The sequence below is a fragment of the Actinomycetes bacterium genome (genome assembly GCA_036000965.1).
Classification (GTDB): Bacteria; Actinomycetota; CALGFH01; order CALGFH01; family CALGFH01; genus DASYUT01.
Genome location: DASYUT010000313.1, coordinates 35,637 through 49,037 on the forward strand (window position 1 = coordinate 35,637; position 13,401 = coordinate 49,037).

The 13,401-nt window shown below is 71.7% G+C and carries 12 protein-coding genes, 1 tRNA gene and 1 pseudogene; 7 read left to right on the plus strand and 7 right to left on the minus strand.

The window, feature by feature from the left end:
- Positions 1-2: 2 nt before the first annotated feature.
- Both VG276_28450 and VG276_28455 read right to left on the minus strand, forming a co-directional pair.
- Entirely contained in the window at positions 3-1,742 is a 1,740-nt protein-coding gene (locus tag VG276_28450) for a S8 family peptidase (protein ID HEV8653219.1), read from the minus strand.
- Between the two features lie 488 nt (positions 1,743-2,230).
- The gene (locus VG276_28455; protein HEV8653220.1) at positions 2,231-2,917 is read right to left on the minus strand and encodes a response regulator transcription factor; all 687 of its coding nucleotides are present in this window, start codon (positions 2,915-2,917) and stop codon (positions 2,231-2,233) included.
- A gap of 425 nt (positions 2,918-3,342) precedes the next feature.
- Between VG276_28455 and VG276_28460 the strand changes: the two genes are divergently transcribed.
- The 4 genes from VG276_28460 to VG276_28475 all read left to right on the plus strand — a co-directional run bounded on the left by VG276_28460 (position 3,343) and on the right by VG276_28475 (position 6,128).
- Positions 3,343-4,023, plus strand: a complete 681-nt coding sequence (locus VG276_28460; protein ID HEV8653221.1) for a HAMP domain-containing sensor histidine kinase — start codon at positions 3,343-3,345, stop codon at positions 4,021-4,023.
- Positions 4,024-4,031: 8 nt separating this feature from the next.
- Positions 4,032-4,703 carry a response regulator transcription factor gene (locus VG276_28465; GenBank protein ID HEV8653222.1) on the plus strand — a complete coding sequence of 224 codons (672 nt, stop codon included), beginning with the start codon at positions 4,032-4,034 and terminating at the stop codon, positions 4,701-4,703.
- Positions 4,704-5,122: 419 nt separating this feature from the next.
- Positions 5,123-5,587 (plus strand): hemerythrin domain-containing protein, encoded by a 465-nt coding sequence (locus tag VG276_28470; protein ID HEV8653223.1) that lies wholly within the window; start codon positions 5,123-5,125, stop codon positions 5,585-5,587.
- Between the two features lie 58 nt (positions 5,588-5,645).
- Positions 5,646-6,128 (plus strand): hypothetical protein, encoded by a 483-nt coding sequence (locus VG276_28475; GenBank protein HEV8653224.1) that lies wholly within the window; start codon positions 5,646-5,648, stop codon positions 6,126-6,128.
- Between the two features lie 126 nt (positions 6,129-6,254).
- Here the strand turns inward: VG276_28475 and VG276_28480 are convergent, their stop codons facing one another.
- Positions 6,255-7,448 carry a YihY/virulence factor BrkB family protein gene (locus VG276_28480; protein HEV8653225.1) on the minus strand — a complete coding sequence of 398 codons (1,194 nt, stop codon included), beginning with the start codon at positions 7,446-7,448 and terminating at the stop codon, positions 6,255-6,257.
- A gap of 303 nt (positions 7,449-7,751) precedes the next feature.
- Here VG276_28480 and VG276_28485 point away from each other — a divergent pair, with 303 nt between their 5' ends.
- Positions 7,752-8,663, plus strand: coding sequence for a hypothetical protein (locus VG276_28485; protein ID HEV8653226.1), 912 nt, complete (start codon positions 7,752-7,754; stop codon positions 8,661-8,663).
- Positions 8,664-8,681: 18 nt separating this feature from the next.
- Here VG276_28485 and VG276_28490 read toward each other — a convergent pair whose 3' ends face one another.
- Together VG276_28490 and VG276_28495 are read right to left on the minus strand one after the other, a co-directional pair.
- On the minus strand, positions 8,682-9,581 hold the full coding sequence (locus VG276_28490) for an SDR family NAD(P)-dependent oxidoreductase (protein HEV8653227.1): 900 nt from the start codon (positions 9,579-9,581) through the stop codon (positions 8,682-8,684).
- 33 nt (positions 9,582-9,614) lie between these two features.
- Positions 9,615-10,199, minus strand: coding sequence for an adenylate kinase (locus VG276_28495; protein ID HEV8653228.1), 585 nt, complete (start codon positions 10,197-10,199; stop codon positions 9,615-9,617).
- A gap of 355 nt (positions 10,200-10,554) precedes the next feature.
- Between VG276_28495 and VG276_28500 the strand changes: the two genes are divergently transcribed.
- Positions 10,555-12,237: a hypothetical protein gene (locus tag VG276_28500; protein ID HEV8653229.1), complete on the plus strand. Its 1,683-nt coding sequence runs from the start codon at positions 10,555-10,557 to the stop codon at positions 12,235-12,237.
- Positions 12,238-12,379: 142 nt separating this feature from the next.
- Here VG276_28500 and VG276_28505 read toward each other — a convergent pair whose 3' ends face one another.
- Positions 12,380-12,868, minus strand: a complete 489-nt coding sequence (locus VG276_28505; GenBank protein ID HEV8653230.1) for a GNAT family N-acetyltransferase — start codon at positions 12,866-12,868, stop codon at positions 12,380-12,382.
- A 120-nt stretch (positions 12,869-12,988) separates the two neighbouring features.
- On the opposite strand from VG276_28505, the gene VG276_28510 reads away from it, so the two are divergent.
- Positions 12,989-13,065 (plus strand) — tRNA-His (locus VG276_28510).
- 83 nt (positions 13,066-13,148) lie between these two features.
- Here VG276_28510 and VG276_28515 read toward each other — a convergent pair.
- Positions 13,149-13,401: pseudogene (locus VG276_28515) on the minus strand (tyrosine-type recombinase/integrase).

Genomic DNA, 13,401 nt, shown 5'->3' on the forward strand with positions numbered 1-13,401 from the left:
CGCTACTCCCAGGCGCCGTACCAGGTCGAGCCGTACCAGCAGTTGCCGTACCAGCCATCGGCCTGGCGCCAGTTGCTCCCACCCCAGTCGTTGCCCGCCCAGCTGAGCCGGTACCAGCGGGAGGTCTGCCAGCCGGTCGAGTACCAGGTGCCGCTCGTCCACCCACCGGTGGTGTAGCCGAACGGGTCCCAGAGCAGGAGCTGGGCGGTCAGCAGGCCGCCGAGCACGAGACCCAGCGTGCCGCCGATCAGGTCGTCGGTCTTGACCCGCACGGTGCCGCGGGAGAGATCGAGCGGGCCGAGCCCGCTGGAGCGCGCGAGGCCCTGGTTGGCCGTACCCGGCGGGGCCGCGAAGGCGGCGGCCTGGGCGTTCACCAGCCCGGTGCCGACGACCATCGGGTCGGCCGAGACGGTGGCCTGGGTGGTGGCCTTGAGCGCGTGCTTGAGCCGGTCCGGGGTCATGTCCGGGTTGGCCTGCAACATCAGCGCGGCGACGCCGGACACCACCCCGGCCGACATCGAGGTGCCGCTGCCCTTGCGGTAGGCGCCGTCGACGTAGACGGGGAACTGGGTGTCGATCGCGCTCCCTGGTGCGCGCAGCGAGATGACGTGCCCGCCGGGGGCGGTGACATCGGGCTTGCCCAGCCCGTCGGCCGCGGTCGGCCCACGCGAGGAGAAGTCAGGCAGCAGGTCGTCGCCCAAGCCCGTCGTCCCGTTGTCGTCGATCGCGCCGACGGTGATCACGAAGGGGTCGTCGCCTGGCTTGGAGATGCTGCGCGGGTCGGGCCCGCGGTTGCTGGCCGACACGACCACGGCGATGCCGGCGTCCCAGGCCCGCTCGACCGCGTAGTTCAGGGGGTCGACCGTGTAGGACTGGGTGGAGTCGGTCCCCAGGGACAGGTTGAGGACCCCGATGCCGTAGCGGTCCTTGAACGACACCACCCACTGGATGGCGGCGAGCACGTTGCTGACGTCGGCGGCGCCGTCCCGGCCGGCGATCTTGAGCGACAGCACGCGAGCCCCTGGCGCGGCGCCCTTCCACTTGCCTGCGGACGAGGCGCCGTTCCCGGCGATGGTGCCGGCGATGAAGGTGCCGTGCCCGTAGGAGTCGGCGCAGCTGGACTCGCCGGACAGGTTCACGCAGGGTGACGCCTGGCCGGTGAGGTCGTCGGTGACCTGCACGATCCGGCCGTGCAGGTCGGGCACGTCGGCGACGCCCGTGTCCACGACCGCCACGGTAACGCCGCTGCCGGTGACGCCCGCCTGCCACACCGCGTCGGCCCGCACGACCTTGGGGTAGACCGAGCGCGGCGTGGACGGCGGCGTTGCTGCCAGCTTGGCCTGGACGCGCATGCGGCCGTCGCGCGAGACGGCCCGCACGCCTCGCGTGCGAGCCAGCTCCGGCACGGCGCTGGCGGGCAGGGTGGCCGCGAACCCGTGGACGACCGGGAGCGGCCGGGTGACGCGGCCGCCGAGCCGGGCCACCGCGCGCTCGGGGGCGAAGTCGCCGCCGGCCTGCTTCTGCACGATCACCCGGACGGCGCCGCGCGCCGCCGCGAGCAGCGGGTCCACCACCGCCGTGGTGGCCGCAGCGCCGACCCCGGCCGCAGCGCCGACCCCGGCCGCAGCGCCGCCAGGGCTGCCGCCCCCCGGGCTGGGCACGGCGGCCAGGACGAGCAGCCCGGCGAGAACGAACGCGATCACGGCGGCGAGCCGCGACGATGATGGGCGATGGACATCCACGCCCTACCTCCTGTACTCGATCCCCATACGAACACCGACACGACGGCCCCGTCCCACGGGACCGTTCGGATGTGGCCGATGGCCACGGCCGCCGCACGGCGCCGTGGCCGGCACGCGGCGTGCGCCTGCGTGCGGCACGGTCGGCAGCCCCCCGCACCACCGGATCACCGGTGGGCGGCTCGAACCGTCAACGGGTCATCAGCACCCAACCCCCCTGCGAGACAATCGCGATCGGGCGCCGGCCGGCACCCGCGCACAAGCGGGCGAAGGCGGGGAAATCGGCAACCCGGGACGCCGAGGTCGGGAGCATATACCCTAGAACGTCAAAAGTTCGTTATTGCCCTGCTGATCCCAAGGCGAATACCCCGAACCTACAGTGAACTACTGACAGTGAGCTACCGAAGGAAGTCAGCGCGTCACCGCAGACGAGGGCAGACTCGCAGAACCGTCCTCGACCCCGGGTCCTGGCCAGCAGCGGGCGACCCGGCTCAGCGCTGGAAGGCGCGGCTTCCGTTCAGGTCGGGGGTGAGCGTGCGCGGCGCGAGGTCGCGCTGCATCGCGAAGGTCGCCGCTTCGAGCTTCGAGTGCATCTCGAGCTTCTGCAGGATGTTCTGCACGTGGGTGCGGACCGTGTGGGGGCTGATGAACAGCTCGCGGCCGATGCGCGCGTTGTTCCAGCCGCGGCCGAGCAGGGCGAGCACCTCGCGCTCCCGAGGCGACAGCCGGTTCAGCGGCGAGTCGGTGGCCCGCTCGCCGAGGTCGAGCAGGCGCCGGAACAGCTCCGGCAGCATAGCCCTGGGGACCACGCCCTCGCCGTCGAGCGCGGCCTGGACCGCGCGCAGCACCGTCCGGGTGCCGCTCTTCTTGCCCACCACACCGACCGCGCCCGACCGGATGGCGGCCAGCAGCAGCTCGAGGTCGATCTCCTGGGTCAGCAGCATGACCCTGGTCTCGGGCAGCTGGTCGAGGACGGTCTCGACCAGCGTCGGTCGCGAGACCAGCGCGAGGTCGGCGTCGACCACGACCAGGTCGGGCCGCAGCCGCCCGACCGCGCCCACGACCTGTGCGGCCGTCGAGCCAGAGCCCACGACGTCGTTGCGCCCGTCGCGCTCGATCAGCGCCTCAAGCGCCTCGTTGAACAGCGGCTGGCAGTCCGCCAGGAAAACCCGAGCCATCGTCCCTCCATACCGCCTGCCCACCGCGACGCCGCCCGTGACGGCCGCGCGGGCCTGCGGCGCTAAGCGTGGCGCATCCCCTGACCACACCCGTACGACAGCCGCAGTACGTAGGGGTACGGCAGCTAGGCGAAAACCGCGAAGGGGGATCATCAGGGCCAGGCGCGGGGAAGCGCCCAACCCTCTTTTCAGGCTGAAGGAAGCCCCGTCCGCAGTCTCCCCCGAGAGCGTCCCTGCGATGGACCAGGGAGGGCAAGTAGTCAGTTCTCCGGATGAGTGGCTTGCTGCAACTGCCGTACCCTAATGCCGACATCGCGATCCGACGGCCGAAAGCGGCTACAAGGGTCGCCGTCACCGCCGCACGACCATGGGTACCGGTCCCCGCGTACTCGCTGCACGCGGAGCCCATCGGAAGGTGTGCCGTGATGCACTGGAATGATGACGACCACGCGGTAGAGCCGCTGGCACTGCTCGCCCACGAGGTCATGCGCCGCCTGGCCGCTGTCCGCGTTCTCACCGAGGCCATCCAGCTGACCGCGGGCAGGGGCGACGATCCGCGCCCGCTCGCCGAGCGGCTCGCCGGTGAGGTCGGCGACCTCGAGCAGCTCGGCCGGCACGTGCTCGACGCCCATCGCCAGGAGCGGCGCGACGACGCCGACGTCCTGGCCATCGCCGCCCAGGCCGCCGAGACGGTCCGCGCCGGCGCGCCGGCCGTCGTGCGGGTCGAGGGCGCCGGGCCGCTGTGGGCCAGGACCAACGCGGTCCTGCTCCGCCAGGCCCTCGAGAACCTGATCGAGAACGCCCACCGCCACGGCGGCGGCACTCCGGTCGAGGTGGTCGTCCGGCGCTCGTCCGGCGGCGTCGAGGTCCTGGTGATGGACCGGGGTCCGGGGATGGGCAAGGCCGGGCTCCGGCGCGACGGCAACGGGCTTGGCCTCGCCTTGGTGCGCCGCTTCGTCGAGGAGACGGGCAGCGGCATGCTGACGGCCAGCCGGGCCGGGGGCGGCACCGTCGTCCGCCTCGAGCTGCCGGCCGCGGGCCGGCAGGCGGTGGGGTCGCGCGCGAACGCGCTGGCGACCGCGGAGAGCGAGCGGGAGGCGGGATGATGGGGGGCATGATCACGCTGGTCCTGGCCGACGACCACCAGGTCTTCGCCGAGGGTCTCAGCATGGTGCTCGACGCCCAGGACGACCTGCGTGTCCTCGGGGTGGCGGCGGACGGCGCCGAGGCGCTGGCCCTGATCGACCTGCACGCGCCGGGCGTGCTGCTGCTGGACGCGCACATGCCGCGGACCGACGTCGCCGGCGTCCTCCGCGAAGTCAAGGAACGCGCCCCGGGCACCAAGGTCCTGGTGCTGTCGGCAGACACCTCCGACGACACGGTGGCGGGGGTGATCGAGGCCGGGGCCGACGGCTTCCTCGCCAAGGACACCTCGAGCCCGCAGGTCGCGGCCGTGATCCGCAAGCTCGCGGACGGCCACGAGGGCCCGGTCACCTCGGCCACCCCACCCCGGCCTGCCCGCGACCCGGCTGTCGAGCTGCTGGTGCGGACGCTGAGCACCCGGGAGCGCGAGATCCTCGGCTACCTGGCCGCCGGGTACTCCAGCCGCAGGATCGCCGAGCACTGCTTCCTGTCGCTCAACACGGTCCGCACCCACGTCCAGAACGTGCTCGTCAAGCTCGGGGTCCACTCAAAGCTCGAGGCGGTCGCGTTCGCCCTCGAGCACCAGGTGGTGCCGGTCGCCGACGCGCCCACGCCGAGCTGGTCGGCCAGCCGGCGGGCCTGAGCGGTGCTGGTCTGGGTCCTGTCCGAGGCATGTCGCCGGCGGCCGGGCCAGCTGTAGTCCGCCGCTCCCACAGCCCCGGCCGGATCTCCGCTCACCTCAGGGTGGCTGCAAGGGTTCGCAAGGGCCCACCCGATCACCAACACGGTCAACGCGCTGCGCGCGCTCTGCCTGGGCGGCCCGACCACCAGGCCGGTGCTGTACTCGCTGGCCTGGATCTTCGGGATCCTGCTGGGGTTCGTGCCCCTGGCCGTCAACCGCTACCGGCGCGCCGCCGGGTAGCATCCGCCAGCGTGACGGGCGGCGCGGAGACCGCCTCCGGTGCCGTTGCGCATGCGGCCGCCAGGTGGTTTGCCTCCGCCGGTGCCGGTGTACGCCTACGTACCGAACCTGCGCGGAGCCAGAAAGGAGACCGCCCGACGATGGACGCTGTTGAGCTCCTCAAGCAGGACCACCGGGCCGTGGAAGCGTTGTTCCGCGAGTTCGAGGAGGCCGGGGACCAGGCATACCAGACCAAGCGGAAGCTGGTCGAGCAGATCAGTCACGAGCTCGAGGTCCACACCGCGATCGAGGAGGAGATCTTCTACCCGGCGGTCCAGGCCAAGGCCCCGAAGGAGGACCGGGAGATCGTCGAGGAGGCCTACGAGGAGCACCACGTGGTCAAGGTGCTGCTCGGGGAGCTGGCCGGCATGGAGCCCGACGCCGACGGGTTCGACGCCGACGGGTTCGACGCCAAGGTGACGGTCCTCATGGAGAACGTCCGGCATCATGTCGAGGAGGAGGAGACCGAGCTGCTCCCCGAGTCCGAGAAGCTCCTTGGCAAGGAGCGCATGGACGAGCTCGGCGAGAAGATGGCCAGGCGCAAGGAGCAGCTCGAGTCCGCCTGACCGCCCGACGCGCCGGTCACCACCACCGCCGGCACGACCACGAGAAGGAGCGCAGACGATGAAAGGCAAGTCCGCAATTGCCCTGGGCCTGACCATCGGCTATGTACTCGGCACCAAGGCGGGCCGGGAGCGGTACGAGCAGCTGAGCGAGTCCGCCAAGCGGCTGGCCGAGAACCCGAGCATGCAGCGGCTCCAGGAGGAGGTCAGCTCGCTGTTCTCCGCGTCCAAGAGCCGGGCCTCGACGACCATCGAGGGCAAGGTCACGCAGGTCGCCGACAAGGCGGCCGACAGCGTGGGCGCGGCGCGCGAGCGCGCGACCGGCACGGGCACGACCGGGACCACCAGCTCCGGCTCCGGGACCACCAGCTCCGGCTCCGGGACCACCGGCTCCGGCTCCGGGACCACCGGCTCCGGCTCCGGGACCACCGACTCCGGCTCCGGGACCACCGACTCCGGGACCGGGACCACCCGCAAGAGCCGCTCCTCGTCGAGCAGCAGCACGGCGCCGACCTCGAGCGGCACCGGCGGCACCGACCTGTAGCTCGCGGTACGGACGACTAGCTCGCGGTACGGACGACGCCAACGGCCGGCCCTGTTCCGGGCCGGCCGTTCTCGGTCTTGGCGCTGTGCTCCGGGCTGGGGCTGGTCCCCAGCCCGGAGCACAGCGCTACCCCTTGACGGTGGCCGGGGTCTCGGCCACGTGGTCGGCGGCGTGGGCGTCGCGCTCCCCCATCGGCTTGTCCGGGCCGTGGGTGGTGTCCTTCTTGGTCTGCAGCTCCATTTCGGCGTTCACCTCGGCGCCCACGAGCACCACGAACGCGGACAGGTAGAGCCAGAACAGCAGGATGACCACGGCGCCGAGCGAACCGTAGGTCTTGGAGTAGTTGCCGAAGTGGCTGGCGTAGAACGAGAAGCCCATCGACGCGAGTACCCACAGGACGGTGGCCACGACCGAGCCCGGGGTCACCCACCGCCACTTGGGGTCGTCCCGGTCGGGCGCCAGCCGGTACAGCACCGCCAGGCCGACGATCATCAGCAGGGCCAGGAATGGCCAGCGCAGGATGCCGACGACCGTGCCCCCGACCGGGCCGAACACATGGTCGATGAGGACCGGGAGCACGACGATGACCCCCAGCGCGATCGCCATGGTCAGGATCGCCCCGAGCGTGAGCAGCAGCGCGAGCCCGCGGAGCTTGAGGAACTTGCGCGACTCGGGCTCGCCGTAGGCGATGTTGATCCCCGTGATGAGCGCCTTCATGCCGCTCGACGCGCTCCACAGGGCGGTCAGGATCCCGAACGCCGCGCCGAGGCTCAGCCCGGCGCCCGCGGTGCTGGTGAGGGCGGTGAGCTGGTCGGTGATCAGGGTCCGGGACCCCTCCGGGATGATCGAGGCAAGGTTGTTGACCTGGGCCCGGACATCGCCGGGGTCGGCGACCAGGCCGTAGACCGAGACCAGGGCGATGATGGCGGGGAACAGGGACAGCAGCGCGTAGTAGGCCACACCCGCCGAGATCAGCGGCACCTTGTCGTCGCGGATCTCGTTCTTGACCCGGATCAAGATGTCCCGCCAGCCCTGCTTGGGGATGTCCTGGGGGCTTTCGGCACCCCGGCCCCGGCCGTCGGTGGCCGGCGGCTTCGGGCTGTGGCCAGCCCAGGGGTCGTTGGCGTCGACGCTGGGTGACTGTTTCGTGTCGGCGCGGCCCGGCACGCCGTTCGGCCCCGAACGGCCGTTGGATCCATGGTTCTGCCTGCTCGCCGTCTTCCGGCCGACGAGCACGGCAGCCCCCAGCACCCCGAGCCGGGCCAGGCGCCTGCCCCCTCCTCGCCGTCGCAGCTTGGTCGTCCGCATCACGTTGCTCATCAGGATGTTCCTCCCCGATCCGCCGTGGATGTTCCCCCCGGTCTCCCGGTGGTGTTCCCCCCGGTCTCCCGGTGGTGTTCCCCCCGGTCCCCCGGTGGTGTTCCCCCCGGTCCCCCGTCCAGCGATGGTGGTCCACACTGGGTTGTGTTCTCCCTCGAACGGGCAGTTGAATCGACCCGTCAGTCCTTAACTGGAGCAGCGAGCATGTCCAACCGCGAAGCAACCGGAGCCGTATCTCTCGAGGAGCAGGCGAACCGCGCAGGCGCGCGCGTCTCCCGCCGTCACCTGCTCAGGCAGGCTGCCGTGGGCGCAAGCGCCCTCGGGCTCTCCGCTCTGCTTGCCGCCTGCACCAAGGACGACTCGGGCTCGGCCGGGGCGGGCCAGGCCGCGGCGCCCGGCTCGATCGGCACCATCGGCAGCGGCAGCACGCAGCTCTCCCTGCTCGGCGCCCAGAGCCAGCTCCAGACCGGCAAGGGGCTGTACACCTTCGGCCTCTCCACGCCCGACAACCGCCTGGTGACCGGTGGCAGGCCCGAGGTGTGGACGGCCCAGGACGAGACCAGCAAGGCGATGGGCCCGTTTCCCGCCAAATGGTTCACCATGGACGCCTACGACAAGACTGGCGACAAGTCCCCCCGCTCGGACCTGAAGGGCTTCTACGGGGCCGAGGTCGACCTCCCGGCCACCGGCAACTGGCTGATCGCGGCCACCATCGACGCTGGCGGCGGGCAGCGCGGCGTGGCCCGGGGCGCGGTCCCGGTCGCCGGCAAGGTGCCCGGCGCGGTCGGCAGCAAGGCGCTGCCGGCGCCGACGCTCGTGGCCACCGGCAAGGCCGCCCTGGCCAAGGTCTGCACCCGCACGCCCCCGTGCGACCTGCACGCCGTCTCCCTCGACCGGGCGCTGGCCTCGGGCAGGCCGACGGTGGTGAGCTTCTCGACGCCGCTGTTCTGCGCCAGCCGCATGTGCGGGCCGGTCGTGGACGAGCTGCTCGTGCTCGCCGACGAGGTCCGCCCGGGCCAGGCCAACCTCGTCCACGTCGAGATCTACCCGGACCAGAAGGCTCCGGACAAGCCGGTGCGCGCCTTCACCGCCTGGGGCTTCCAGACCGAGCCGTGGACGCTGGTGATCGACGGCAAGGGCATCGTCCGGGCCCGCTTCGAGGGCCCCCTGACCGCCGGCCAGCTCGAGGACGCGCTCCGCCCCCTGCTCCGCTGACCGGCCGCCAGGCGGCGCTCAGCCCTGCCGTCGGTCGCCTGCTGACCCCTCCTGCTCCGCTGGCGGCGCCTCCTGCTCCGCTGGCGGCGCCTCCTGCTCCGCTGGCGACGCCTCCTGCTCCACCGGCGGCGCCTCCTGCTCCACCGGATTGGTCGCCGTGCTCGGCGCGAAGCGCCGGCCGCCGCCGACCGCCAGGCGGTAGAGCGGCGGGGCCAGCGTGCGCAGGATCGGGACGAGCACGTACGGGCGGGGCACGTAGCGCTCGGCCTTGCGGCGCAGGCCCGCATCCACGATCGCCTCGGCCACCTTGTCGTCGGTGGACACCATCCAGCGGGTGAGGCGCCGGGCCATCAGCTCCCGCTGGGGGAAGCCCTCGGTGGAGACGAAGCCGGGCAGGACCAGGCCGACGTGCACGCCGTGCTTGCGCTCCTCGAGGTGGAGCGCCTCGGTCCAGCCGACCAGGGCGAACTTGCTGGCCGAGTAGTCCCCGATCGAGGCCCGCGCGACCCGGCCGGCGACGCTGGCCACGTTCACGATCGCGCTCGGCGCCGAGCGCCGCAGCAGCGGCAGCAGCGCCTCGGTCAGCCGGACCTGGCTGTCGAAGTTGATCGCCATGGTGGACTGGACGCCGGACCAGCCGCTCCGCTCGAAGCTCCCCTGGCCGGGCGCGCCCGCGTTGTTGACCAGCAGGTCGAGCCGGCCGTGCTCGCGCTCGACCTCCTCGGCGATGCGCGCCGGGGTGTCCGGGTCGGTCAGGTCGGCGGCGATCACGGTGGCGTCACCCAGGTCGGCCGCGAGTGCCTGGAGGCGCTCGCGCCTGCGGGCGACCAGGACCAGGCGGGCGCCCGGCTCCTGGGCCAGCCGGCGCGCGGCGGCCGCCCCGATCCCGCTCGAAGCACCCGTGACCAGCGCGATCATCGCTAACCCTCCGGTTCAGCGTGAGCTTTCGGCTCAGCGCGCGACCAGGCCGCGGGCGGCCAGGTCGTCGAGGATCCTCTTGGTGACCTCGTCGACCTGGCCCATGGCGTCGACGTGGAGGAGCAGGCCACGCTGGTCGTAGTAGTCGACCACCGGCCTGGTGTCGTTGATGAAGGACTCGAGCCGGCGCTGGATGGCGTCCTCGTCCTCGTCCTCGGCGCGGTCCTCCTCCTTGGCCCGCGCGGCCAGCCGCCTGAGCAGCTCGTCCTTGGTGATCTCGAAGTTCAGGGCGGCCTGGAGGGGCAGGCCGAGCTCGGCCAGGCGCCGGTCGAGGGTCTCGGCCTGCGGCACGGTCCGTGGGAAGCCGTCGAGCACGAAGTCAGCGGCGGCGTCGGGTTCGGACAGGCGCTCGGTCACCATCGCGATGACGATCTCGTCGGGCACCAGCTCGCCACGCTCCATGTACTCCTGGGCGATCCGGCCGAGCTCGGTCTGGCGCTCGGCGTTGGACCGGAACAGGTCGCCCGTTGCGATGTGGGCGCCGCCGAACTCCTCCGCGAGCCGCTTGCCCTGGGTGCCCTTCCCGGCGCCCGGCGGGCCCATCAGGACCATTCGCATGTGTGCACTCCCTTGCAGACGATCGCCGGCATGCAACCACGGGCGCGGCCGGGTCGGCAACGCACCCGTCCAACCGCGCCCCGGCGGCTATCAAGGCTGCCAAGGCTGCGCTACGTGGCCATGTTCACCGCGGTGGCCACGTTCACCGCGAGGGTGGCCCCGAACGCCCAACCCACGCGCCCCGGCGGCCACCAAGGCTGCGCCCCAGTGCACCGACCTTTTCAGGGCGCTGGTGAAGGGCGCTCCGGGATCCGTCGCCGGGTTGACCCTTGCGGATGGGTTTGCAAGGCTTTTCGGGCCGGTCGTCTGCCCAACGGGGGGAGACGACTACCGGCGGCCGGATAAGGAGGTCTTCATGAGATCTCGCTGGGTCCTTGTTCCCCTGACCGTCGCGGTTGCTGTTGCCTTCAGCGGTGCGGCATTCGCCAGCAGCGCGAACGTCAGGGTCACCCGCGACGGCACTGCCTCGAGCTATCTGCGCCACGACGGGTCCAGTGACGCCACGACCACGGCGTGCAGCACGGGAAGGCGCTCGCAGAACGAGCCGACAGTGGCGGTTGACCCCCACAACACCCAAGTCGTCGTCGCGGGAGCCAACGACTACTGCGCCCAGATCGTCAACGGCGACGTCTGGACCGGCTACTATCGCTCCAGCGACGGCGGGTCCAGCTGGCACGACAGCCTGGTACCCGGATACCCGGCCGACTCGTCGGCGGCGGGGGTTGCCTCGCCGGTTCACGGAACCTGCGGCGCAGCCGGCGACCCGTCCCAGGCCTTCGACCGCGACGGCCGCCTGTTCTACGCCTTCATCTGCTTCAACCGCTCCAAGCCGGTCAACGGCGGGGTGTTCGTCGCGCGCTACACCAACGACGGCGCGGCCTACGACCGGACCGTCCTGGTCAAGCGCGGAACTCCCTCCGGGCAGTTCCTCACCGGGTTGTTCCAGGACAAGATCAACCTGACGGTCGACCAGACCACCGGGCCGTTCTCCGGCAACGCCTACGTGGCGTGGTCGCAGTACGACGGGTTCGCCCCCAACAACGCCGTCCTGTTCTCCCGTTCCACCGACCACGGCCTGACCTTCTCCAGGCCGATCCGGGTCACGCCGGTGTCGCTTGGTACCGGGTCCTTCGCCGATCTTGCCGTGGGGCCCGACGGCGCGGTGTACCTGACGTTCCTGACCTACCCGTCCTCGTCGAATCCGAGCAGCGACGTGTGGCTGTCGAAATCCACCGACGGGGGCGCGTCCTTCGGCCCGGCGGCGCATGTGGCCACGATCGAGCTGTTCGACTCGAGCCAGTTCAGCGGGAACGGCGCGACCGACTGCGGCGACGGACCGTTCGCCTGCCCGAGCGGGCTCACCTTCTCCCGGTTCACCAGCGCCCCCGCGGTCGCCGCGGACGCAACCGGCGTGCACGTGGTCTGGAACGCGGAACTGGCGAGCGGACAGTCCAAGGTCTTCGTGCGCAGCTCCCCGGACGGGACCGCTTGGCCGACCCCTGCCACCACGCTCGATATCGTGCCGGCAGGCCACCAGTGGACCCCTGACATCGCGGCCGCCGGTGGGGTGATCAACGTGGTCTTCTACGACTCCCGCAGCGACCCGGCGTACGCGCCGAGCCTCCCGCCGGGCAACACCGCCAGCGGGCAGAACTCCGGCGACGTCGTGCACACGCTCGTGGCGAAGTCCACGAACGGCGGCGTGAGCTGGAGCGAGACCCAGCTCTCTGCGGTCGGCAGCAACTTCGGCTGGGAGACCCACGGGGCCAGGCGGGACGGGTTCTGGGGTGACTACATCTACGTCTCGGCGGTCGGCGGCACCGTCGTCGCCGCATGGACCGACTCGCGTGACCTGGTGCCAGGCACCGACCCGCGCGAGGTGGGCGCCGACGACGACCACGACGGCTTCGACGTCTACCAGCCGTGCACGTACGTGCCGAACGACATCAACGCCGCGTCCTACTCGTCCCCGGCCATCAGCGATCCGTGCCTGTCACAGGGAGGGCTGGACCAGAACATCTACGCAGCCGGCGCCTGATCTCGTGCCGGGCTGATGGCGAGCGCCCGGGTCCTGGCCCGGGCGCTCGCCCGCCTTGGGACCTCGGCCGTCACCCCGGTCACCGCATCACGGAAGGTGCGCCAGAGCAGATCCCCGCCCTCAGGCGGAAGAGGACGTCAAGTCAAGGCAGCGCGTAGTAGCGGCGCTGCTGGTCCTGGCCGACCAGGCGCATGCCGGCCCGCTCCATCACCCGCTGGGACGGCAGGTTGGCGTGAGTGGTGTCCGCCTCGATCCGTTCGACCCCGGGCTGGGCGAGCGCCCATGCGACCAGCGCGCGCAGCGCCTCGGTGGCATACCCGTGCCCGCGGGCGCCCGGGGCCAGGCCGTACCCGACGGTGACCACCCCGGCGGGAGTGGGCGGGCCGTAGAACCCCAGGTCGCCGACGACCGTGCCGTCCTGGAGGACGAGCTGGTAAACCCCGTACCGTCCGGGCTGGACGTCGGCGGCGACGGCCTGGACGAACCCGTCCACGGCGGTGATCGTTCCCTCGGTCGGGTAGCCCGCGGCCCAGGGCCGATCGGGGTGCGGCCTGCCCTCGAGCAGGGCACGCGCCTCGTCCAGCTCGAGCTGGCGCAGGAGGAGACGCCGGGCCGGGATGCTGTGGGCCATTGGCGGACCCTACTGCCCCCCTGACGGTGGTTCAATGAGCACGGAAGTTCGCCGGCAGGTCGTCCTAGTCGCTGGCACGGGCGCGCTTGGGCCGGTATCCTTCCCCTCGCTTGCGACCTGGTGATCGTAGCTCAGTTGGTTAGAGCGTCGGGTTGTGGTCCCGAAGGTCGGGGGTTCGAGTCCCCTCGGTCACCCCAAGCCTCACCCCGCCTGAGCAGCGGCTTTGCGCTTCACCTCCTTTCCCTCCTCGGGTGCCTCGCGGCGCGTTGTCAACGCCTTGTCAACGAGCCGCCTCGCCTGGCGTCTCGTCGTCAAGAATCAGCCGGGCTACGGCGCTCGCCGCGCGCTCGTCCATGCCGGGCAGGACGTGGCTGTAGGTGTCCATCGTGATCGCGATGTTGGCGTGGCCCAGGCGCTCGCTGACGACCTTGGCGGGCACCCGGCGGCCAGCGCCGCCGTCGCGTAGCTGTGGCGCACGTCATGGAGCCGGATCTTCGGCAGGCCGGCCTCGCGGGCCAGCCGCTCGAACCAGC